Source organism: Paenibacillus sp. FSL H8-0261 (genome assembly GCF_045040645.1).
Taxonomy (GTDB): Bacteria; Bacillota; Bacilli; order Paenibacillales; family Paenibacillaceae; genus Paenibacillus_AQ.
In genome coordinates this window covers 6,788,490-6,811,054 of sequence record NZ_CP150297.1, presented here as the reverse complement: position 1 = coordinate 6,811,054, position 22,565 = coordinate 6,788,490, and the positions used below count along the sequence as shown (strand labels likewise).

Genomic DNA, 22,565 nt, shown 5'->3' with positions numbered 1-22,565 from the left:
AAGGGAAAGTCACGGGAGTCTTTTTATAACTAATGATATGATTGTCGTATGGGGTGGCTTTGAACGGGTGATAATTAATTAAAAATGTCTAGTCAGAAAGGAACTGCTATGCAAGAGACTTCTAGAAACCTTAGGTTCAATTATTTTTTTGAAATGATTCTCTACCTCATTTGCGGAGTATCAATTGTTTATTTTGCCCTGATTGGGAATTATGATAAAACATTTCAAGCGGGTCTTATCATTGTCGTCCTGATACTCTTTAGGGGCTTAATCACGTGGACCAAAAGTGAACTGCCTCCTGCACTACGATTCTCGGTGCTGGTCTTTATCGCGATTACGATGATGCTCGCCAATTTGTTCAATATGTATGGTGTTATCCCTTATTTAGACAAGATTGAGCATCTGCTGTCTGGAGTTATTTTATTCTTCGTAGGACGATTCATCTTGATCAAGATGGCTAAGCGTAAAGGGCTGGGCGGTCTGCCTTCCAACATCATCATTTGGTTCGCGTTTCTATTTGCTGTTGCAATGGCTGGAATGTGGGAGATTTATGAGTTTACGGTGGATCATCTCTTTGAGCTTCATTCGCAAAATGGTAGTTTGACCGACACGATGATGGATATGATTTGCGGAACATTGGGCGCTCTCGTCGCCTCCTTCTATTTATTCGTAGAAGCACGCAGAAAAACGTAGCTTTGATCGACGTTAATTTTCATGTTCACTAGTAGACTTCTTAGGAATTCTAATCTGAAAAATGGTTTCCGTCACAGCTTCGTCCAGCAAACGCACGCTGCCATGGTGCAATTCCGCGATTTCCTTGACGATCGAGAGCCCGATGCCAAGTCCCTCGCCTTTTCTTCCACCGTCGGCGCGGTAGAAACGCTCGAAGATACGCTCGCGATCCTCTCGTGCGATCCCTTTACCCCGGTTTTTGACCGTGAGAACCACTTCCTCTTGTTCCTCCGTCAATCCAATTCCCAGATAATGTCCTTCTTCACCGTAACGAACGGCATTGTCCAGCAAGTTGCGCAAAGCACGTTCGATCAGCGGTGCGTCGATCATAACCTCGATATCTGTATCTTGGATGTCTGCCTCCAACACGATGTTCTTATCGTCCAGGAATAAGAGGTACTCGGCTGCAATCTTTCGCATTAATTCCGACAGGTTATGTGGAGCGAGCTGAAGCCGAAGTAGATGCTCTTCTTGACGGGTAATGTCGAGTAACTGATCAAGCAGCTTATCCATGTAGCGAGAGCGCTGCAGGATGATTTTGGCCCCGGACTGAAGCTCATTCTCATTCTTGTACGCGCCGGTACGGATCAACTCGGCATAACCCAAAATCATAGTTAACGGCGTTCGCAAATCGTGGGACAGGTCCGATAAGAGCAGTCTTCGCCGATGTTCTAACTGTTTGATTTGGGCAGACTGGCTCTGGATACGCATTGCCATTGAATTGTAGTGATGGGTCAGCTGAGCGATCTCGTCCCTCGACGTATCTTCCAGCACGATGACATCGCTTCGGATTCCGACTTGGTTCAGCGCGTTGTTCAGTTTTGTAATGCGACGATCGGTGGAAGAGAAGAACCATAAGGAAAGGAGATAGGGAAGCAACAACGCCAGTAACAGAGGTAAAATAAATGTTAGTAAAGCCTTATACGTTCGGAGAAAAAAATATATTTGTCCAGATGTCATGTCTTCGCTGGATAAACTCAATAACATGTAATAGGATCGATGATCATGGGCAACGGAATAAGTAAGAGTGATCGGAGTATTTTCACCCCAAAGATTATTTGGCATATGGTCAACACGGTCGGCTAATTTGCGGAAGTCGTAGGAATTATTCTCGCCGGCGGAATCATACAGCGTCGAACCGTCCTCAGCCAGCCACTCTAGGCGGATCTTGGAATGCGGGCGTAGTACTTCTTCCAGAATGGGTTGAACCTCTGGTCCCGAGTAGGCGTCTTGCCGTTCTATAGCCGTAAGTACTTCTTGTGAGATGGCGTTTAACGTCTTCAGATCATATCCCGGGGTCCAAGTCTTCCCGGTCATTAGGGTAATCGTAATAAACAAGACGATGCTTCCTGCGGCACTGGATAGCATCATCAGCCATAGCTTAGTTCGTCTCTTCATCGTCCGTCACCTGAGAGGCGGTAGCCGATGCCGCGAATGGTATGAAGATTAGATTGGGACCCGGGTGCGCTTTCAAGTATTTTTCGGATGCGGCTGATGAAGACGCTGAGGTTGTTGGCGTCATAGTTTTCATGCTGCCAGACTTGTTTGTAGATTTCTCCTTTTGTTAGTACGCGATCAGGATTGAGCATGAACACTTGCAGTAGATGGCATTCGACTGGAGTCAGTCCATGTTGTTGCCCATCATTATGTAGCACATAATTGTCGATATCCAGAATAAGTTTATTCAATTGAATCACATGGGGCCGGTTGGAGGTCTCAGGATGGCGCCTGCGGAAATGGGCCTGTATCCGCGCCAGCAGCTCCATTGGACTGAAGGGCTTGGTCATGTAATCGTCGGCTCCCAGTCCAAGTGCGTCGATTCTGTCTTCCACTTCTCTTCTCGCACTAAGCGCAATGACCAGCGTTTCCGGACGATGTTCCCGCAAGTAGCGTAGAACTTCGAAACCGTTACCGTCGTCCATCATGATGTCCAGAACGATCAGTGAGAAAGGCTGCGCTTGTAGCTGTAAGATCGCCTGCCGCCCAGACTCCGCTTCGGCGATGTCCCATCCGGCGCGTTCCAGATGTAAGCGAATAAGCTCACGAATGTCGGGTTCATCATCGACGATCAGAATCCGGTCCATGTTTTCATCACTCTCCATTTTTTGCTAACTATGATTTCATTATTATAGCAAAATTAGGTAAAATTAGGATCGGAATATCGGATGGGGATTTTGATAAGTAGAAGTCGGTTCTTAGATAAACGTATAATGGGTACATTGAAAAGGACAAAAGAGGGAGCTACATACATCGTAACTTAGGTCATAACTGAGGAGTGGTAGGCATGGCACGTGTCTTATTTATTAATGCTGGATCAGAGGGACATATCAATCCAACGATTGGCGTTGTACAGGAGCTCATTTCTCGTGGAGAAGAGGTAGTGTACTTCACTATAGAAGCTTTTCGGGAGCGTATGGAGGAGACAGGTGCTATAGTACGGACATTGGACGCTCAACAATTTATAAAAGCCTTTATTTCAGGTGGGAGAGATTATCTGCTTGAAAGAGTCAATGGGCTTTTACTTACGGCGGATATCGTTATACCAAGCGTTCTTGAACAGATTAAGGGGGAGCATTTCGATTACATCATCCATGATTCGATGTTTGGTTGTGGACGTTTACTGGCTCAAATTCTTAATCTTCCTGCAATCAACTCTTGTACTTCTTTTGCACAGACAAAGGAATCATTTGATCAAGTCATGGAACGATTCTACACAGAAGCCCCTGAAGAAATAGTAAAAGCTGTAGACGATAGATTTCAAAGTCTGACCATAAAAATAAAGGAACAATATGGTGTGCAGATTCACTCTCCTTACGAAGTGTTCTGTAATCCTGCACCACTTACAATCGTGTATACGACAAGGGAGTTTCAACCTTATGGAGAAGCCTTCGACCCATCGTATAAATTCGTTGGTCCTTCCATCTCTTCACGATTAACGCCAGATCATTTTGATTTTTCTGCAATTAAGGGAAAGGACCTAATTTACATTTCAATGGGTACGGTCTTCAACCAAGCAAGTGATTTCTATAAGCTTTGTTTTGAGGCATTCGGGAATACGGATTATACGATTGTTATGTCCATTGGGAACAAAGTGCAAATCTATGATTTGGGAGAAATTCCTCCCAACTTCATAGTTAAAAACTATGTTCCACAGACGGATATATTACAGTACACAAAAATATTCATTACACATGGTGGAATGAATAGTGCGCATGAGGGTCTCTACTATGGGGTTCCGCTAATTGTAATCCCACTAAGTGCGGATCAGCCGATCATTGCGGAGCAAGTGGTCAATATTGGAGCGGGCATTAAATTACAAATGCAAGGATTAACTGCAACTGAACTGCGTGAAGCTGTAGAGCGTGTGCTCACCCTTCCGTCATTCCAAAAAGCTGTTGCAACGACTAAAGATTCCTTTCGAACATCCGGTGGATCTCATCAAGCTGTTGATGAGATTTTCAAATGGAAGTGTCAATATCTTGGTTAGTGTGCATGGCCATCCGTTGAAGGATGGCCATATTTGTTTAACTTTCGAGACAAGCCTATCGCGTACTCTCCACATAATTAAAAATAGCATCTCTCAACTCAAACTCGTACGTCAAACCATTCACAAGTCCCACCACATGATTGCTGTCATACAGATCGAGCATGAAGCCAGCCATTTCCTTTGCGGTATGGAATTTCCGCACAGCGCCGTGATATTCGAAATTCGTGACATCGAAAGCACGTTTCGCGAATTCTGTTTCTGTTGCGGCAGGTGCCAACACTTTAGCCTGCATAGGTGCACCTTGACTCTTCAACTCATGAGATAGTCCTTCAGTAAATGCACTTACATAAAACTTGCTCGCACAGTACGTTATAGCATTGCCCACAATCGTATAACCGCCACCAGATGAAACGTTAATTAATTGCGTGCTATCAATAGTGGAGTAGTCTCGAACGAATAAAGAGGAGAGTATAGTCAACGCTTCTATGTTCAGATGTAGCATTGTAGTTATTTTATTTAAATCTTGCTCGGCCACTGAAGCAAAGTTCCCAAATCCGGCATTGTTGATCCAGGTTTCGATGGAATATCCTTGCAGGCTTTCATACAATGTATAAGCATTCTCGATAACGGATAAGTCAATCGTTTGAATGACAACCTCTACATTAGGATGAATACCAGCGATTTTAGACTGTAATTCCTCTAGCTGTTCCTTTCTGCGGGCCACAAGGATTAAGTTTTTTCCACGAGAAGCAAAAGCTAGGGCAGCTTCATAACCTATCCCTGAACTAGCCCCGGTAATTACAGTATATTTCATGTGATTTCCTCCTATTTTTTCTACGAGAATGTAATTCGATCTTACAGCGATTTGATTATATAGGTTAGAGTTTACTCTAAGGCAAATGTTTTTTATAATCAGGGTGACTTTCAAAATAAAATAGATTAGAGGATTTGCATGTACACGATTAGCGAGGTATCCAAGTTATTGGAGATAACCACATATACACTGAGATATTATGAAAAAGAAGGGATCGTTGCTCCGTTACGCAATGCCAATGGAGAAAGGGTATATGATGATACTCATCTTGCTTGGCTGCGATTTGTACTGAGGTTGAAACAAACCCAAATGCCCATCTCACAAATCCGGCAATATGCCCAGTTATATTTAGAAGGAGAACATACAAGCCAAGCCCGCTTGAATCTTCTGGAAGATCATAGAAGCTCAGTTCAAGATCAAATCAGACATTTAACAGAGACAGAGAAGATGCTGAACGACAAAATTGCTAATTACAAGGTCTTCATTAGTAAAGGGAATACACTGGATTTGTCTATGGATGATTAGTTGTAAAATTACGCTTCATCCATGAAAAAGGGGATTACCTCAGGCCTCACGGCCAACAGGTAATCCCCTTTTCCTCATACATATGGATCTGTTGCAGCGTTTATTATTTCAGAGGAATTTTGATCTCTAGTTGCTTGTTGTAATTTTTAACTACATTACCTTTGGCATCTACTTTATAAGCCCCTGCAGTGCCTTTTTCAAACACCGCTTGATAAGGTCTGATAATGAGATATTCTGCGGCCGGGCGAAGCGCCTCGAACAATAAATCTTCAGAAACCGTATTATGGGTTGTTGCAACAGATTCCCGTGCAATATATTCTAATTCGTTTCCCAGATTATCATAAATATCATATCCTAAAGCCTGTGCTTGGGTAGCAACCCCTTTAACTGCTAAAGCAATGCGCACAGAAGTCTCTCCCACAGCAACACGATTAGTTTTGATTTCAAATTGGTTGTCTTTCTTTAAAGCTGGTAGCTGAATGTTACGCGCTACTCCTGATTGCTTAAGAGAAAACTTTAGTACATACGGATCTTCGATTCCGTTAAGCTTCACATGGATGCTCAATTCAGAGGAAGCCAGGCTTGCCTTTTGCTGCTCAGTTAGCCATCCGGTCTGCAATACAACAACCGCCTTGTTGGCGTCACCATCACTGATCCAGCGTGGTGATTTAAAATCAATTCCACCTGAATTAGTGAGCTTGGCGTCTACTGCCATAATGGTTCCTTCTGCAAGGTAAGGCTCACCTTTATCGTTCAAGGTTACACCTGCGAGCATTCCTGAGAACAGGGATACCTCACGGCTCAGATCGATCTTAATATAATTACCGTCAAACTGTGCACTGCCCTTTAAAGTAAGCTGATCGTGTGAATCGGCGACTTTTGTTGTATTCAGGGAAGCTTCAGCGGCGGTTTGAACACTGGCTGCTTGGGTTAAAGCCGGCATTCCCAACGCTCCAAGGCATACAGCAGCACTTAAAATTACAGACAATTTCGTTGTCATTTTCTTCATGATATCATTCTCCTTAGTGTTTATTTAACTAGCACGTTTATTTCCAGACCATCGATATAATGCTTCACAGGATTTCCGGAGCTGTCTGTTTTGAATGCGCCACTCTTACTTTTTGGATCCTCGAACTCATAAAGATAGCCACGGATTGTGAGCATATTGGGATGTTTCTCGAACGGCTCTACAAGCAGATTCAGATCCTGTGATCTATTGGATGAAAGGAGTGCTTTTTGCGATATATTTTCCAATACCAGTCCCTGTTCATCCGTCACTTCAAAGCCCAATGTATTAAAATCTGCGTAATCCCCGTCAGTCTCTTGTTCAATGTTGAGTAACAGGCGCGTGGTTAATGGGCTATATTCCAGCTTTTGCAGCGTCAGACTCCATCCCTCTGCTTGTGCGCGCATATCAGGTACGACAATACTATTTTCTGTAACCTTACGTGCAGGAATCTCCAGAATGTATGGTGTATCTATACCGTTTAAAAGAAGGGTTACAGTCAGTTCAAATTGATCAGGGAAAGGCTTGGTGATCCCCAAATTCGAAGAATCCACCAGTTGAAAAATAGCTGTACTCTGCTCCTTGCCTTCCATCCAGGTTAGAAAAGGAACAGCTTCCCAATGACCATCTGAGAATTCCTCCATTGAAACCCCATCGATCAAAACTTCTGCGGACATTATTGAACCTTTGCCTAGAAAAGGCTTCCCATCCGCTCCAATCGTCACGCCGGTGAGCTTCCCGTCCAGCCCTTCTCCCTCGCGCTTCACTGAGAATGCCAATCGGTTGCCATCAAATACAGCCTCTTCGGCAGACAAGGTGATTCCATCATGCGTATCACTACTATTCGGTCGGGTAATCAGACCCAGACGCTGAGCAGCTTGCAATCCTATATCATCTGCCCGTTCAAAAATTCCGCCTATCCATGGAAGCTGCTTGAGTGCATTGGCCAACGTTGGCGGATAGACGGCCGTTAGCATAACACTTAGCACTATCGCTGCAGATACAGCAGCTGCGATTTTTGGATATATCCGTTTTTTCTTTTCCTTTTCCACAGGATCCTGGACAATTGTGGCGAGTGATGCATAAATCGAATCCTGCCGCGACCGCAGTAAAGGTGGAAGCTCCTGTATATTAGCCTTTCCTAGCTCCCTGATCTGCTTTTCTAAATTGTTATTATTCATTAGCAAGACCCTCCTCCCGCACAGGATGTATCTGTTTGGACAACAATCTCCGTGCGCGATGAAGTCGTGCCCTGACCGCTCCTTCGGAGATGTCGAGCACATCTGCAATCTGCTTAATGGATAAATCGTCATAATAAAAAAGCACGATAGCAAGCCGCAGGGATTCGTCCAACTGATTAATGAAGCTTTGCAGGTCTACGTTGCCTGAATCTTCAAAATGCACATAGGAATCGACCGGTTCTTCGGGAATTTCCGCCACAGCTATAGTTCGCTCTCGCATACGAAGTAACTGATTGCATTCATTAATCAGGATGCGTATAACCCAGGTTTTAAAAAACTTAGGCTGTTTAAGGTTGGCCAACCCTTTATACACCTTCAGTGTCGTCTCCTGAAGAGCATCCGCGCAATCTTCATCTTTTAGCAGAATGGTTTTGGCTAATCTGTACAACTGGGATTCCAGTTGCCTGAAAAGACGGGTAAACGCCTCGTGGTCGCCTTTCTGCGCTTTTTTGATATCCAGTTCGTTTTCCAGCAAATGATTTTTCCTCCTTGAGGGCCCTCTGTATGATTAGATGGAGAAGGCATACAAAAAGTTATATTTGGATAAAAAAATCTGAAATCTATTTAATATCATCTATTCCAGAATAATGGAAAACGAAGATTAAAGCCTATAAAGCTTGCTTAAGCATACAAAATGTTATCTTTTCATCCGTTACTAAATATTTTAACTATTGGTATATTGATTTGTAAGTGCTTACATAACTTGGGACGCACACATATGCATCTGAAAATTTAGAATGGAAGGTGATCAGAACGTGAGAGTTAATCAAAAGGGTATCTCTGCATTTTTAGCAGTGTTGTTGCTGCTAAGTTCATTCTCATTCAACATGAGGAGTGCTTTGGCTGCAGATTCGAACAGTTCTTTAATAGTAAATGGCGGTTTCGAGGACAATTTCTGGGATGATGGATCATGGAGTGTCGATACGGCAGATTGGAATCATGTAGAAATTAAGCATTTTGCATATGCCGATGATACTTGGCTAAATCCAGATGAAGGAGCTCATGCTTTCAAATATTGGATTAACAAAGTCGCTACTGGAAACCAGACCATCTCGCTCAAGCAGACTATAACGAACCTCCCTGCGGGAAGTTATGAGCTCTCAGTCAAGTCGATGGGCGGTACTGACAATGAGACGGGGAATGTTGAATTGTTTGCGGGTGACGAGAAGGCATCCGCTGTTGCTACCACTGGCTATAATGCTTGGGGAACGCTCACCCTGAAATTTATCTTGAAGCAGGATACCCCGAGTCTTGAGGTTGGTGCGAACATAAGCGGCGCTCCAAGCGCATATGGATTTCTGGACAGCTTTGAGTTGAAACAGTTGAGTACGGATACGACCCAGCCGGTGCCGGCGGATATTTTTGTAAAGAAGGTGGAAGGACTCCAGCCTGATTTTATTAAGGGCGTGGATATCTCCAGTATTATTTCTTTAGAGAATAGCGGAGTCGAGTTTTACAATGAAAACGGAGAAGTGCAGGATATTTTTACAACCGTACATGAAGCGGGGGTTAATTACGTTCGGGTACGGATATGGAATGATCCTTTTGATACAGCTGGAAAAGGTTATGGTGGTGGCAATAATGATCTGGCCACCGCGATTGAAATTGGGAAAAGGGCGACCGCAAACGGCATGAAGTTGCTAGTGGATTTTCATTATTCTGACTTTTGGGCCGATCCGGCCAAGCAGCATACGCCTAAGGCATGGGCAAATTTGAGTTTTGAAGATAAGAAGACAGCGCTTTACGAATATACCAAAGTAAGTCTGCAAGCTCTGCTTGATGCAGGTATTGATATTGGTATGGTTCAAGTAGGCAATGAAACGAATGGACAATTCGTTGGTGAATCTAATTGGACGAAGATGAGCCAATTGTTTAATGAGGGAAGCAAAGCCATTCGGGAGATCAATCCTGATATTCTGGTTGCTCTGCATTTTACAAATCCGGAGTCAGCAAGCAGATATGCCACTATAGCGAAGAATTTGCAAGATAACAATGTGGACTATGATGTGTTTGCAAGTTCTTATTATCCATTCTGGCATGGTACATTAAGCAATTTGACATCCGTGTTGAAGCAAGTAGCTGATACTTATGGTAAAAAAGTAATGGTAGCCGAAACCTCTTACGCGTATACCGCAGAAGACGGGGATGGACACGGAAATACAGCGCCGCAAAGCTCAGGTCAAACTTTAAACTACCCTATCAGCGTTCAAGGTCAGGCTAACTCGGTTAGAGACGTGATCGAAGCGGTTGCGAATGTGGGTAAAGCGGGAATTGGCGTGTTTTATTGGGAGCCTGCTTGGCTTCCGGTAGGTCCGAAAGACAATCTGGAGCAGAATAAGTTGATATGGGAACAGTACGGTTCCGGTTGGGCATCCAGCTATGCGAAGGAATATGACCCTGATGATGCAGGGGAATGGTATGGCGGAAGTGCCGTTGATAACCAGGCTTTGTTTGATTTTAACGGACATCCGCTTGCCTCGCTGAATGTGTTCAAATATGTGAATACAGGCGCAGTGGCCCCTATTGCTGTAGATGAAATTAAGGATGTTTCGATAACGGCGATTGCTGGGGAGCCAATCCATCTGTCAACAGACGTAAGTGTTACTTACAATGATGGAAGTTCCGGCAAGATGTCAGTGGTTTGGGATCAAGTTGCGCTTGAGCAAGCCATTAGCAAGGGCGCGGGCAGCTATGTGATCGGTGGAACGGTGGAAGGCGGTCAGGTGGTAAAGGCTCTTCTAGTTATTAAAAAAGAGAACTTTATCGTCAACGCAGGCTTTGAAAATAGCGATAGAAGCATGTGGAAAATCACCTATGCTGACGTTAATGCTCCACATACAGACTACCAAAATAAAGTTACAGATGCCAAAACAGGCAACTATTCACTACATTTCTACTCTGCGAAAGCAGTGGATTTTAGAGTAGAGCAGACTATTTCTGGTCTGAAGCCGGGATATTATAATCTTTCGATGTTTATTCAAGGGGGAGATGCTGCCAACCCCAATATGAATCTGTTTGCTGTAACGGATGGTAAGGAAGTAAAAGTAAACACCGGTGTGAAAGGATGGGCACAGTGGAATAATCCTGAGATCCAGGATATTCTCGTTACCGATGGAACCCTTACAATCGGAGCTAATATCAAAGCAGACGGCGGCGCATGGGGATCGATTGATGATTTCTATCTAAGCTTTGTCAAAGGTATTGAGGAACCTGCTATTGTTGATACGGATGCAGAAGTACAAAATATCACTTCTATGACAGCTACGGTTGGAGGAAATATCACTTCGGACGGTGGCGCTAAGGTTACAGAGCGAGGAATCGTATATTCTACTAGTGCCAATCCGACAATTGAGGATGGTAAAGTTATAGCTGAATCAGGTGGAACAGGTGCCTTTTCAGTAAGTCTTGCAGGACTTCAATCTGGATCTATCTATCATGTACGTGCCTATGCAGTGAATGCAACCGGAGTAAGCTATGGACAAGAGATTACGTTTACAACATTAAGTTCTAGTGCAAGCTTGAATAGCTTGAATTTGAGCGGCATAACATTGGATCAAACAGTGAGCGGAAGTGTATACGACTATACAGCGAGTGTACCGTATTCTTTATCTAACTTCACAGTGACGGCAACGGCCAGCGATGCTGTTTATGGTACCTTGACAGTGAGTATGTACAATAGTGCCAATACACTTGTGGCCGGTCCGATAAGTTTGGCAAGTGGGGCAACAAGCATAGAGCTTCCCCTTGAAATAGGTAGTAACCGATTGGAGTTATTCGTAATTGCCCAAGATGGCACAGGTACGAGATACACAGCAACAATAACGAGAGCTGCGCAAGATAACGGTTCTGATGGTAATGGAAACGGTGGTAATGATGGTGGTAGTACCTCTAATGTCGTACTTCCGGTTATCTCCTCCAATGGGAAACTGACGCTTCCTGCAGGTCAAGCGGGTGAAGTCAGATTGGATAATGGGCTTGTGATTTCAATTCCAGCTAATGCTTCAGGCAAGCAGTTGGTATTAACGATTGAGAAAGTGCTTGATTCGCAGAATCTTCTCAGCAATCATGAGATTTTCGTAAGCCCGATCTATGAAGTTCTAAAAAACTTCGCGGAGAACTTTAGTAAACCAGTCACGCTAACCTTTGTGTTCGATTCAGGACAAGTGAAGAGCGGCCAAACTGTAGCGATCTTTTATTATGATGAAGTGAAGAAGAGCTGGGTGAAAGTTAATGACGGCAAAATAGATGGAAATCGCATTGCTGCAGATGTGGATCACTTTACGAAGTTTGCTGTACTCGTAGTGGATCAAGCGACTGGATTACCGGTAACCAATGTATCTACTGAACCGACGACAGAGGTTCAATTTAGCGATATCTCGGGACATTGGGCACAGGCTAATATTAAGAAAGCGGTGAGCGAAGGGATCGTCAAGGGTTATGCCGACGGAACGTTCAAACCGAATGGTGCGGTGACACGCGCTGAATTTGCGGTGATGCTGATGAATGCGCTGAAGCCAACTGGAAACGGTGTGGAATTGGGCTTCACAGATACAATCCCTGCTTGGGCTGAGAAGTCCATTGCACAAGCCTTAGAGGCGAAGATTATACGCGGCTATGAGGATGTTACCTTCCGTCCGGCAGCGAGCATAACACGTTCGGAGCTAGCAGTTATGATCGCTAGAGCAGCAGGGGTAGATTTAACAACGGCGGCATCAACAGGCTTTGCTGATGATAGCCAAATTCCTGCATGGGCAAAGGATGCGGTTGCAGCCGTGAAGAAATCAGGCATTGTGAGCGGACGTAACGGCAATGTATTTGCACCAAATGAGACCGCAACAAGAGCAGAGGCAGTAACCATCATTATGAATCTGCTGCAAACTAAATAGTAAACCTACTGTAGTAAGAAAAAAGACCGTCCTTAGGACGGTCTTTTTGTCTATTCTCTATGTGCGCCCAAGCTTGGCATTCAAAAAAAGAAGAACCAGCAGAGTCTGCTGGTTCTTCTTACTTATATAAATAATTTGCATGCAAAGAAAGATCGTGATATTATAAAATAATCACTGTTGATTTCTCTAATTTAAACATAAGTGTAACATCATATCTACACTATTATAATACCATGTGGATTAACAGTTTGTCAAATTTTAATTTTTGCTTCTTTATAACAAGAATGAAAAGGAGCGTGTTCGTGAAGATGGTAAACGTAATGGATTGGCAGCAAGAACAAGATCGGCTTGATTTGGTTACGGAAAAGCTGCAATCAAGAATCGCAGAACTAGAACCAGAAGTGACTGGGCTACGTGATCAAGTGGTGGACATTCGCAAGCGGTTTTGGGAAGAAGTCACGGTCAATACGAGCACAGACGAAGATTTCGAAGAGACCTTCTACAGTATAAAGCAGCAAGAAGCATTGTTGTCGGAGCGGGAGCGCAGCCACCGGCAGCGGGTGCAGCGTTTTAAGAATATGAAACGGCTACTGCCGTCTCCCTATTTTGGGCGAATGGATTTTCAAGAAGATGGTTTGGGCTTGAGTGAGAAAATTTATATCGGAGTGGCTTCTTTCGTTGATGCAGACGGTGTGGAATTTCTGGTGTATGACTGGCGAACGCCTATTGCAAGCATGTATTATGATCATTCCCCAGGGCCATCTACTTACGAAACGCCGGGAGGACAGATTACAGGTGAGATGATGCTGAAGCGGCAATATCAGATCCGTTACGGTCAGCTCCAGAACGTGTTCGATACGAGCTTAACGATCGGGGACGAATTGCTTCAGCAGGTGCTTGGTAAAGGCGCAGATTCACAAATGAAGAGCATTGTGGCGACCATCCAGAAGGAACAGAACGCCATCATCCGCAATGACAAAAGCCGTATGCTTATTGTGCAAGGAGCGGCTGGCAGCGGAAAAACGTCCGCAGCGCTGCAACGGGTAGCGTATTTATTATACAAACACCGTGATAGGCTCAAGGCCGACCAGATCGTTCTTTTTTCGCCAAATCCGATGTTTAACAGTTATGTATCGACGGTGCTCCCTGAGCTCGGCGAAGAGAATATGCAGCAAACGACCTTTCAGGAGTATCTTGCTTATTGGCTTGGATCCACTGTTCAACTAGAAGACCCCTTCGAGCAGATTGAATATGTACTGACGTCACAATCCTCGCAGGGGTATGAAGCACGGTTAACGGGGATGCAATATAAGGCTTCTGAGTCTTTCCTGCATGCTCTTCAAAGCTACGCGTTATGGTTAGGCAAAGAAGGTATGCTGTTCCACAGTATCTGTTTCCGGGACCGCGAGTTGATTACTGCGGAGCAAATGAAATCGCAATTTTACAGCTACGACAGCTCTATACGATTGGCTAATCGCGTTGCTTTACTACGTGAATGGCTGCTGCGTGAGCTGACTAAGCTAGAGCGTCAGGAAATGGAAGCGCCCTGGGTTCAAGATGAAGTCGATTACCTCGACAACGATCAATATGCCGAAGCTTACAGTGAGGTGCTTAAGAAGTACCGGCGAGAAGAAGCTGTCTTCGATTTTACAGAGCAGTATCTTGAAATCTATGGCGATTTTCGTACTCAGAAGGACGGGGAAGAGAATGTCTTTGATTTTAGTTCTCAGGAAGATGAGCTGCTGCGTCGTATGATCGTGAAGGAACATTTCAAACCGCTAAGACGGGATGCCAAACGTTTGAAGTTCATAGATACGGTTGGATTATACGAGCAGTTATTTAGGGATGAAGCCACTTATCAGAAAATGACGGGTGAGACCGAAGTACCTGATCAATGGCCAGAAATCTGTATGCAAACGAAGGAAACGTTGAGCCATACCGAGCTGTTTTATGAGGATGAGACCCCATTCCTGTATTTAAAAGAGCTTATCGAGGGTTCTCGCACGAATACAATGGTGCGGCATTTATTTATTGATGAAGGACAGGATTATTCGCCGTTCCAATTCGCGTTTCTCAAGCAATTGTTTCCCCGCGCCAGCATGACAGTACTCGGCGATTTCAGTCAAGCGATATTCCCGCAAGCGACGAATCTGCAAGAGGTAGATTCTCCTTTGATCCGGCTTTATGGTGAAGAGGAAACGAATCTATTTCGTTTAATCCGAAGCTATCGTTCGACTCGCGAGATTGTGGAGTTTACGAAGGCGCTGCTACCTAATGAAGAGATCGTGCCTTTTGATAGGGGCGGCAAGAAGCCGCACCTATTGAAGGCTAGCAATGAGGTGGAGCGGGCGGTACGGATAAAAGAGGAGCTTGCGGCGCTTATGGCCGAAGGTCTCGACTCCATCGCCGTTATTACTAAGACTGCTACGGAAAGCCGTGAAGCCTATGAAGCACTGCTTGCACAGGGGGGCGAGAATCTGCGGCTTATTACGAAGGAGACGCTCACCTTTGAGAAGGGAACGCTGATTATTCCTGCGTATCTTGCTAAGGGCGTAGAATTCGACGCCGTGCTAATTTACGATGCTTCTACTCAGACTTATCATCGGGAGAGCGAACGTAAACTCTTTTATACAGCTTGTACGCGCGCGATGCATCGACTTCTGCTGTACACGACAGGCAATTGGTCGCACTTTATTCAAGCCTTGGATACCTCTTTGTATGAGGAAGTGTAATTAGATTGTCCGCACGGCTTGCTGTTGACGAACGGATGTCAGGTTCTTTTAGTGTTTATTTTCTCTAAACTTGTTGGGTGTTTGGGAGTAGACTTCTTTAAATTTTTTGAAGAAGAAGGAGACGCTTGAATACCCGACTTCCTCTGCGATATCAGGAATGGGAAGTTCTGAATTGGACAAATAGATGACGGCCTTATTCAACCGTTCAATCTGGAGAAGTTCCTTAAACGACTTCCCGGTCGCTCTTTTGAGCATAGCCGAGATATAGTTAGGGTGATATTTATAGTGCGCAGCCATTTTGGTGAGGGTGCAATCACGATGATTCTTTTCAATATATCTTAGAAAGTCAATAACAATAGAATCTTTCTGACTTATATTTCCGGCCTCAATACTGGTCTTGGTGTTACTGTTCCGAATTAATTCTGTAAAAAAAATAAATAAATAAGAGTCAATCATATCCGTAGAACAAAAGTCTCGATCGAAATATTCACACATTATATTCTGCATGATTTCTACGATTTTAGAGCCGTTTTCTAAGGGGAAGTGGAGATAATTATTTGCTCTTCGAGAATCGATCAGAGAGTCTATCAACAATTGAGAGATAGTGCTTTTTTGTGTGAAACGGCTAAGAAAACCTGAGTTCAAGTAATCATGTTTTAGCTTGATATCGATGACAATATCCGAGTTCGAAATTCCTTTTAGTGTGTGAGGGGTTTGCTTATCAATGATGATGACTCCGCCCTCATGCATGTTGATTTCCCCATTTTGCATGACCACTGTGCATTTTCCTTGGTAGACGTAAATCAATTCGATGTATTGATGAATATGCAGCGGGACTACCGAGGAAGGCACGGATTGAAAAATAACAATGTTATCCTCAATGGGTGTATAGGCCATATCAAAACTCAAGTTAAATATATAAACCGTCTGACCAGCTACCTCTATCGTTTCAGCGTTATATGTGTTTTTAATAAGTTCCCAATCTGGCACATCTCTAAGGTTGTTGGATATCAAATAGGATTGTAATTCACTATTATTCATTGGAAGGCTCCTATTCTTTGAAACCAGCATGATTTATCTTTTTTAAATTATAGTTCAATATATATTTTACCTCAATAGCGTGATGAATTAGTTTACTTGGAAGCTCCTAAGAAAGAGGGGAGCTTCTTTTATTTTTATGAATGGCTTCGAAACAGTAAAAATAAAATCTTTGAAACGAGCACTAATGTGCTTGGATTTTAGCATTAAAATAAATGAAAACGCTTGCTAAAATAGGTGGTGAAGGAGGGTTTAATCACATGAGGTGAAAGGTTCAATTTGAAGCTAATCATGATTTTAGGGGGACAAAAGATGGCTACACCGGCGATGGGAACCGAAGCGATTATAGTAGATAACGGAGCTCAGGATGCTTATACAAAGATATCGTTGAAAGAACGTTTTGGATATGCGATAGGTGATTTTTCTACAAATATTATTTGGACGGCTATTACAACCTTTCTCACCTTTTTTTATACAGACATTGTTGGAATTTCAGCAGGTATTGTAGGTACAATCCTTCTGGTTACTCGACTCCTAGATGGGGTAGCTGATGTAGGCATCGGTGCTTTGGTTGACCGGACGAAGAGTAAGCATGGCAAGGCTCGACCTTGGATCAAATGGATGGCTGTGCCGTTCGGCTTGTCGGTCATGATCTTGTTTACAGCACCAGAATTAGGCCACACAGGAGCCATTGTCTATGCGTCGCTCACGTATTTCATTGTCAGCTTAATCTATTCATCCATTAATATTCCCTATGGTGCTTTGAATTCGCTTATGACACAGGACCCTTATCAACGTTCTTTGCTTAGTATAACTCGGATGGTCTTAGGCATTTCAGGAGGAGTTCTCATTAGTTTTTTCGCCATGCCTATGATAAACACATTCGGTGGTGGGAAAATGGGTTGGTTCTTAACTTTTGTAATCATCGGGGTGATCTCCCCTCTCCTATATGCCATTACGTACAAAACAACGAAGGAGCGCGTAAAACCAATTGTTGTACAGAAGGCTATTCCATTCAGAGTGGGTTTTAAGGCTTTGCTGCGGAATAAGTTCTGGTTAATTGTTATTCCATTCTCCACGCTGATTTTCCTAAGCTCGGGGGTTAGCGGGGCGCTAAATATCTATTACGCGCAATACATTCTGCATAATCCGGCCCTTGTCGGAGCCTTATCTCTTGCTGGATTGGTGCCAATTGTGGTCGGCATGATCATCTCAACACCTCTCATTAAGAAGGTTGGAAAAAGAAATGCAGCTCTAATTGGGGCTTGTATCTCCTTGGTTGGATCATTACTGATTCTTGTAGACCCCACAAGCTTTCAAGTCATTATGATCAGTACAATATTGAAGACACTTGGAATAGCTCCAGCCGTTGCCACAGGTGCAGCCATGCTTGCTGATACCGTGGATTACGGAGAATGGAAAACCGGAGTTCGCACGGAAGGCTTAATTTATAGTGGACACAGCGTAGCATCGAAAGTCGGTAGTGGGCTGGGAGGAGCGGTTGTTGGATGGACATTAGCCTTCGGAGGATATGTAGGTGGGCTTGAGGTTCAATCGGATATGGCTCTATTATCCATTAAGAATTTGTTTATATATGTTCCAATGGTATTGGCTGTACTGCAAATCGTGTTGATGTCTATTTATAGTCTGGATAAGAAATATCCTGCAATTATGGCCGAGCTGCAAGCTTTGGCTAATGATAAGAAGGCCTAGACCTTAACGGAAACTGCAAGAGCCATTTACGTGGTGAGGTTCGTGCAGTTGTCCGAATCGGGGCTTTAAAATATAGAATAAATTAGGATTAGGAGTGTTGATTGTGGAGAATTTATTTCCTGTAAACTTTATTTGGGGTTCATCTACGGCAGCTTACCAAGTAGAAGGTAACAACACGAACAGTGATTTTTGGGCAGAGGAACATGCAGAGGGTTCTCCTTATTTAGATAAATCAGGCGATGCTGTTGATCACTATCGGTTGTACCGAGAAGATATTGCCCTTATGGCTAGTTTAGGATTGAAAGCCTACCGTTTTTCCTTGGAATGGTCGAGGATTGAACCGGAATCCGGACAATTTTCACGTTCTGCTATCCTTCATTATCGAGATGTGTTGCAGACCTGTCATGAGTTTGGACTTACACCGATTGTGGCATTGCACCATTTTTCTTCCCCCAAATGGTTAATGAGACTAGGAGGATGGGCTAACCCGAATATTCCTGACCTTTTCTCAGCCTATTGTGAGGTTGTTATCCGTGAACTGGGCGATTTAATCCCCTATGTATTGACTTTCAATGAAGTGAATCTTCCGATCATGTTACGGGATGTTTTCTCAAATATCGGAGTTATTCCCCCTGTAGGAATTGATACCAAATCCTGGTCCTCGCCTAAATGGAGAGAATCTGCGGCTAAGCTCTGTGGAACTACAGTGGACCAATACTTCACGTTTCATATGATCTCTGATGAAGCAAGTATCAGCATCCTTAAGGAGGCACACCTGAAAGCACGTGAAGTTATCAAGGGTATACAGCCTAACATTCAGGTAGGCTTATCCATGGCCCTTTCCGATTTTCAGTCGATCCCGGGTGGTGAAGCACTCGCCGAGAAAAAATGGAAAGATAACTTTGGTGAGTATGCAGATATAGTGAAAGGGGATGACTTCTTTGGGCTTCAAAACTATACCAGGGAGGTTTACGGTCCGAATGGTCTGGTCAAGCCCGCGGATGAAGCAGAGCTTACACAAATGAAATATGAGTTCTACCCTGAAGCGCTTGGGAATGTCATTCGAAAAGTAGCGAAAGAGCTAAATATCCCCATCATTATTACGGAGCATGGAATTGCTACAGATGATGACAGTCGTCGTATTGAATTTATTCGGAGAGGACTGGAAGGCGTACAGGCTTGTTTGGCAGAGGGGATCGACATAAGAGGATACATGTACTGGACATCCTTTGATAACTTCGAGTGGAATTCAGGGTATTCGATGACATTCGGGATTATTGGAGTAGATAGAGGCACACAAGAACGTAAAGTTAAAGAAAGCGCTGAGTATTTAGGACGGATCGCACACAATAATAGTTTGGATTTTTAAAATTAAGGCTAAATGATTTAACCAAGAGAGCAACTGAATAATTATTAGAAAGGAGCCATCTCAACATGAGAAGGCTCCTTATTTGTATTCTTGTTATTTGCCAATGTGCTGAGTGGATACATTTTAGTTTACATTGGTCGTACTAGACATATCAAAATCAACCTCTTCAAGAAATTCGATAACTTCCCCATTGGGGCTGTGAACGATCGCGTTCTTGATCAGAAGAGGAGGTTCACCAAGAGAAAGCGAATCTGGTGCTATAAAAGCCTTTGCTCCATGAGCAAGGGCTTTTTGGTACATTTCATCGACATTATCGACGTAGAAGGCGAAATGTAAGAGTGCTCCGTGAGCTATATCCTCTTCAGACAAGGCTTTTTTCCCTTGGGCGGCAATGACTGCATCGTTATCAAAAATCTCTATGCAAGTTCTTTGATCAGGTGAAATAAGCATCGAAGCTTCTTTGATTTGAAAGGAGGGCAGACTCCAATGATGACCTAACTTAAATCCTAAGACGTCAATGTAAAATGAAATTGTTGCTTTATAATCTTTGGCTTGAATCGCTATATGTGCAAGACCTTTTACGCTCATTATTAATCACTCCTATATCTAATGTACTATTTATTATAGTTGGATTAAAATAGGAGATACATATATAAGATAAGTGTTTTATCCTGACATGGTTATTGAATATAAGGTATTTTAGTTGAATGGGTTTATTTATTAAAAAGAGCTAGGAGGCGCTTGATATGGAACATCTTATGGATGATATTGATAAAAAGATTATGCAATTATTGCAGTACAATGCTCGTATGCCCATTTCACAAATCAGCAAAGAGGTTTCGATGTCACAACCATCCGTTAAAGAAAGAATCATTAAGTTGGAGGAAAGGAACATCATATCGGGGTATCATACAGCTTTTAATTTGCGGGATCTGAACCGGGGTACGACTACTTTTATTCTAATCAAAACAGAACATTGCCAAGAGCTCACCGATTTTTGCAACGATGCTATGGAAGTTACCGATTTGTTCCGCATTAGTGGAGAATATAATTATCTCATTAAGGTACAGACCTCAACGATTGAGGCGCTTGCTGAATTTCAAGATCACCTTATAAAGTTCGGACCTTCCAAATCGCATATCAGCTTGAAAAATATTTTGGAGAACAGAGTGCTACTCTAAAGCGAAGTTTCCAAATACAAGATATAGTAACCGCTTTCTTTTCGTTGTAAAATGGGTCGAAATAGCAGTCGTATTGATACGTATATAAGGGAGCATGCGCATGGAGAGGAAACTGTCTGGTAAAAAGTATATTCCATTCACATACAAGATGATGATTCCGTATCTCATTCTTGTATTGCTGACAGATGTGCTGGTTGGCTATATAGCCTACACAATGCTCGTAGAGTCCAGGACTGAAATGGCGGAAACGAATGTCCGGACCGCATTAAAGCAGACGAGGAACAACATCGAATACCAGACAGATGAAATCAAACGTATGACCAACTCGCTGTTTCTAAATACGAATTTTCAGAATGCCCTTCAGTTCAGGGGAGATCCTTTGGAAAATATGCTCAAAATGAGAGATGATATCGTTCCTTATATGAAGGCCCCTCTGCAACTGTATGGGAACAAGCTGAGACTTGCGCTTTTTACGGTCAATGAGACGATGCTTGAAATTACCGGTGATGATATGTCGACATCTATCGGTCGAAGTGATTATTATGTTCTTTCTGATCAGGTGATCGAGAATACGGAGTGGTTTAAGTCGATTGTTGCGAATAATCAAGACAGTTTCTGGCTTCAAGCGGATACCGACCGTGAGCTAGGTAATATTTCATATTTCCGTAAGCTTGTATCTTCCAAGGCAGCACCTGCGATTATCGGATATATTCGCGTTACGGCGAGGATTGATGAGCTATTTGGTAATTTTGATACTTTTCCGATTGAACAGGGGATTGAACTTCGTCTGTTGGATAGGGCTACAGGAATGACTTTGTATGAGCAAGGTGTTGCTGCTGAAGATACGAAACTAGATGCTTATTTAATTATTAGTGAAGATATTCCGGTATCAAGCTATGTCATTGAGGCGCGCGTACCTCACTCTTATTTGAACAAAGATGCTAGTAGAATGCGGAAGGTGATTAGTACCGTTTGTTCCATCAGTTTTTTGGTGATGGCTATTATCGGTTTTCTAGTTGCACGTATATCTGGCAAGAAAATCAAGCGGATTGTGTATTTGGTTCGATCGTTTCAGGAGGGTAATTTTTATAAAAGAATCGGATTTCCGGGGAACGATGAATTTGTCTATATCGCTAATAGCTTCAACCAAATGGCGACCAGCATTCAGGAACTCATCCGGAACGTCTATGTGCAGGGCATTCAGAAAAAGCAAGCGGAGCTGGATGTGCTTCAAGCCCAGATCAGTCCGCATTTCTTGTACAATACGCTGTCGACCATCGGCAGTCTGGCCAATTTGGGGGAAGTGGAGAAGGTTACGCAGATGGTACAAGGTCTCTCCAAATTTTATCGACTCACATTAAACGATGGGCATGTATATATCTCCCTTGAAAATGAGCTGGAGCAGGTGAGGATGTATCTGGAAATTCAGAGAGTGAAGTATGCGGACGCCTTTGAGGTTTATTATGATGTCGATCCGGAAATTTTACAGGTGCCTATTATTAAGCTGATTTTACAACCGTTTGTGGAGAATATATTCAAGCACGCCTGGTTCGGGGAGACCATTGCGATTCGTATTACTGGAAAGCGGCTGGGTGACCGCATCGAACTCAAGGTCATTGACAACGGGATCGGCATGCGGCCGGAGACACTTCAAAACATGCGATCAAGCGCATATCAACCAGGCAGCTACGGTCTGAGAAACGTGGAAGAACGAATTAAACTGCGATACGGGAGCGATTTCGGCATTCAAATCGGTAGCTATTTTGGAGCGGGAACGACAGTTCAAATTATTTTACCGGTGGAAAATGCAGAGATCAGGGAAGTGATGGGGGAGTGAGGAG

17 protein-coding genes and 2 pseudogenes are annotated in these 22,565 nt (G+C 43.5%); 9 read left to right on the top strand and 10 right to left on the bottom strand.

Going from position 1 to position 22,565, the window contains the following annotated elements:
- Nucleotides 1-84 precede the first annotated feature (84 nt).
- Nucleotides 85-693 (top strand): hypothetical protein, encoded by a 609-nt coding sequence (locus MHI27_RS30350; protein ID WP_405175313.1) that lies wholly within the window; start codon nucleotides 85-87, stop codon nucleotides 691-693.
- 12 nt (nucleotides 694-705) lie between these two features.
- Here MHI27_RS30350 and MHI27_RS30345 read toward each other — a convergent pair whose 3' ends face one another.
- The 4 genes and pseudogenes from MHI27_RS30345 to MHI27_RS30330 form a co-directional block, all read right to left on the bottom strand.
- Nucleotides 706-2,130, bottom strand: a complete 1,425-nt coding sequence (locus MHI27_RS30345; protein ID WP_149645531.1) for a HAMP domain-containing sensor histidine kinase — start codon at nucleotides 2,128-2,130, stop codon at nucleotides 706-708.
- The gene (locus MHI27_RS30340) at nucleotides 2,127-2,387 is read right to left on the bottom strand and encodes a helix-turn-helix domain-containing protein (RefSeq protein ID WP_405176826.1); all 261 of its coding nucleotides are present in this window, start codon (nucleotides 2,385-2,387) and stop codon (nucleotides 2,127-2,129) included. The genes MHI27_RS30345 and MHI27_RS30340 overlap by 4 nt, the downstream gene beginning before the upstream one ends.
- A 71-nt stretch (nucleotides 2,388-2,458) precedes the next feature.
- Nucleotides 2,459-2,558 (bottom strand): annotated as a pseudogene (locus MHI27_RS30335) (DNA-binding response regulator); the annotation flags it as partial.
- Nucleotides 2,535-2,816: pseudogene (locus MHI27_RS30330) on the bottom strand (response regulator); the annotation flags it as partial. The pseudogenes MHI27_RS30335 and MHI27_RS30330, both read right to left, overlap by 24 nt.
- A gap of 200 nt (nucleotides 2,817-3,016) precedes the next feature.
- Between MHI27_RS30330 and MHI27_RS30325 the strand changes: the two are divergent.
- Nucleotides 3,017-4,219, top strand: coding sequence for a macrolide family glycosyltransferase (locus MHI27_RS30325; protein WP_405175312.1), 1,203 nt, complete (start codon nucleotides 3,017-3,019; stop codon nucleotides 4,217-4,219).
- Nucleotides 4,220-4,274: 55 nt separating this feature from the next.
- On the opposite strand, the gene MHI27_RS30320 is transcribed toward MHI27_RS30325, so the two are convergent.
- Nucleotides 4,275-5,033 (bottom strand): SDR family NAD(P)-dependent oxidoreductase, encoded by a 759-nt coding sequence (locus MHI27_RS30320; protein ID WP_405175311.1) that lies wholly within the window; start codon nucleotides 5,031-5,033, stop codon nucleotides 4,275-4,277.
- 138 nt (nucleotides 5,034-5,171) lie between these two features.
- Between MHI27_RS30320 and MHI27_RS30315 the strand changes: the two genes are divergently transcribed.
- Entirely contained in the window at nucleotides 5,172-5,558 is a 387-nt protein-coding gene (locus MHI27_RS30315; RefSeq protein ID WP_076285022.1) for a MerR family transcriptional regulator, read from the top strand.
- A 103-nt stretch (nucleotides 5,559-5,661) separates the two neighbouring features.
- Here the strand turns inward: MHI27_RS30315 and MHI27_RS30310 are convergent, their stop codons facing one another.
- Genes MHI27_RS30310 through MHI27_RS30300 form a run of 3 tightly spaced genes read right to left on the bottom strand, consistent with a single transcriptional unit; the run spans nucleotide 5,662 to nucleotide 8,280 of the window.
- Complete coding sequence (locus MHI27_RS30310) at nucleotides 5,662-6,567, bottom strand: DUF5643 domain-containing protein (RefSeq protein ID WP_405175310.1); 906 nt, start codon at nucleotides 6,565-6,567, stop codon at nucleotides 5,662-5,664.
- 20 nt (nucleotides 6,568-6,587) lie between these two features.
- Complete coding sequence (locus tag MHI27_RS30305) at nucleotides 6,588-7,745, bottom strand: DUF4179 domain-containing protein (protein ID WP_076285020.1); 1,158 nt, start codon at nucleotides 7,743-7,745, stop codon at nucleotides 6,588-6,590.
- A complete protein-coding gene (locus tag MHI27_RS30300) occupies nucleotides 7,738-8,280 on the bottom strand; it encodes a sigma-70 family RNA polymerase sigma factor (protein ID WP_231573368.1) in 543 nt (180 codons plus the stop codon). The genes MHI27_RS30305 and MHI27_RS30300 overlap by 8 nt, the downstream gene beginning before the upstream one ends.
- Nucleotides 8,281-8,632: 352 nt before the next feature.
- On the opposite strand from MHI27_RS30300, the gene MHI27_RS30295 reads away from it, so the two are divergent.
- Together MHI27_RS30295 and helD are read left to right on the top strand one after the other, a co-directional pair.
- Complete coding sequence (locus MHI27_RS30295) at nucleotides 8,633-12,691, top strand: glycosyl hydrolase 53 family protein (protein WP_405176825.1); 4,059 nt, start codon at nucleotides 8,633-8,635, stop codon at nucleotides 12,689-12,691.
- A 308-nt stretch (nucleotides 12,692-12,999) separates the two neighbouring features.
- The gene (helD, locus tag MHI27_RS30290; protein ID WP_405176824.1) at nucleotides 13,000-15,423 is read left to right on the top strand and encodes an RNA polymerase recycling motor HelD; all 2,424 of its coding nucleotides are present in this window, start codon (nucleotides 13,000-13,002) and stop codon (nucleotides 15,421-15,423) included.
- Between the two features lie 48 nt (nucleotides 15,424-15,471).
- Here the strand turns inward: helD and MHI27_RS30285 are convergent, their stop codons facing one another.
- The gene (locus MHI27_RS30285; protein ID WP_405175309.1) at nucleotides 15,472-16,464 is read right to left on the bottom strand and encodes an AraC family transcriptional regulator; all 993 of its coding nucleotides are present in this window, start codon (nucleotides 16,462-16,464) and stop codon (nucleotides 15,472-15,474) included.
- Between the two features lie 309 nt (nucleotides 16,465-16,773).
- On the opposite strand from MHI27_RS30285, the gene MHI27_RS30280 reads away from it, so the two are divergent.
- Both MHI27_RS30280 and MHI27_RS30275 read left to right on the top strand, forming a co-directional pair.
- Nucleotides 16,774-18,174, top strand: a complete 1,401-nt coding sequence (locus MHI27_RS30280; protein ID WP_405175308.1) for an MFS transporter — start codon at nucleotides 16,774-16,776, stop codon at nucleotides 18,172-18,174.
- 103 nt (nucleotides 18,175-18,277) lie between these two features.
- Nucleotides 18,278-19,543: a glycoside hydrolase family 1 protein gene (locus tag MHI27_RS30275; RefSeq protein WP_405175307.1), complete on the top strand. Its 1,266-nt coding sequence runs from the start codon at nucleotides 18,278-18,280 to the stop codon at nucleotides 19,541-19,543.
- 123 nt (nucleotides 19,544-19,666) lie between these two features.
- On the opposite strand, the gene MHI27_RS30270 is transcribed toward MHI27_RS30275, so the two are convergent.
- A complete protein-coding gene (locus tag MHI27_RS30270; RefSeq protein ID WP_076285016.1) occupies nucleotides 19,667-20,131 on the bottom strand; it encodes a VOC family protein in 465 nt (154 codons plus the stop codon).
- A gap of 158 nt (nucleotides 20,132-20,289) precedes the next feature.
- On the opposite strand from MHI27_RS30270, the gene MHI27_RS30265 reads away from it, so the two are divergent.
- Entirely contained in the window at nucleotides 20,290-20,724 is a 435-nt protein-coding gene (locus MHI27_RS30265; RefSeq protein WP_076285015.1) for an Lrp/AsnC family transcriptional regulator, read from the top strand.
- 100 nt (nucleotides 20,725-20,824) lie between these two features.
- Entirely contained in the window at nucleotides 20,825-22,561 is a 1,737-nt protein-coding gene (locus MHI27_RS30260) for a sensor histidine kinase (protein WP_405175306.1), read from the top strand.
- The last annotated feature ends 4 nt before the right edge of the window (nucleotides 22,562-22,565 follow it).

Bases quoted from the DNA above. Each gene is read 5' to 3' on its own strand.
- MHI27_RS30310 (WP_405175310.1), bottom strand. From the start codon at position 6,567: ATGAAGAAAATGACAACGAAATTGTCTGTAATTTTAAGTGCTGCTGTA.
- MHI27_RS30260 (WP_405175306.1), top strand. From the start codon at position 20,825: ATGGAGAGGAAACTGTCTGGTAAAAAGTATATTCCATTCACATACAAG.
- MHI27_RS30305 (WP_076285020.1), bottom strand. From the start codon at position 7,745: ATGAATAATAACAATTTAGAAAAGCAGATCAGGGAGCTAGGAAAGGCT.
- MHI27_RS30325 (WP_405175312.1), top strand. From the start codon at position 3,017: ATGGCACGTGTCTTATTTATTAATGCTGGATCAGAGGGACATATCAAT.
- MHI27_RS30320 (WP_405175311.1), bottom strand. From the start codon at position 5,033: ATGAAATATACTGTAATTACCGGGGCTAGTTCAGGGATAGGTTATGAA.
- helD (WP_405176824.1), top strand. From the start codon at position 13,000: ATGGTAAACGTAATGGATTGGCAGCAAGAACAAGATCGGCTTGATTTG.
- MHI27_RS30280 (WP_405175308.1), top strand. From the start codon at position 16,774: ATGGCTACACCGGCGATGGGAACCGAAGCGATTATAGTAGATAACGGA.
- MHI27_RS30315 (WP_076285022.1), top strand. From the start codon at position 5,172: ATGTACACGATTAGCGAGGTATCCAAGTTATTGGAGATAACCACATAT.
- MHI27_RS30285 (WP_405175309.1), bottom strand. From the start codon at position 16,464: ATGAATAATAGTGAATTACAATCCTATTTGATATCCAACAACCTTAGA.
- MHI27_RS30295 (WP_405176825.1), top strand. From the start codon at position 8,633: ATGAGGAGTGCTTTGGCTGCAGATTCGAACAGTTCTTTAATAGTAAAT.
- MHI27_RS30350 (WP_405175313.1), top strand. From the start codon at position 85: ATGTCTAGTCAGAAAGGAACTGCTATGCAAGAGACTTCTAGAAACCTT.
- MHI27_RS30265 (WP_076285015.1), top strand. From the start codon at position 20,290: ATGGAACATCTTATGGATGATATTGATAAAAAGATTATGCAATTATTG.
- MHI27_RS30270 (WP_076285016.1), bottom strand. From the start codon at position 20,131: ATGAGCGTAAAAGGTCTTGCACATATAGCGATTCAAGCCAAAGATTAT.
- MHI27_RS30345 (WP_149645531.1), bottom strand. From the start codon at position 2,130: ATGAAGAGACGAACTAAGCTATGGCTGATGATGCTATCCAGTGCCGCA.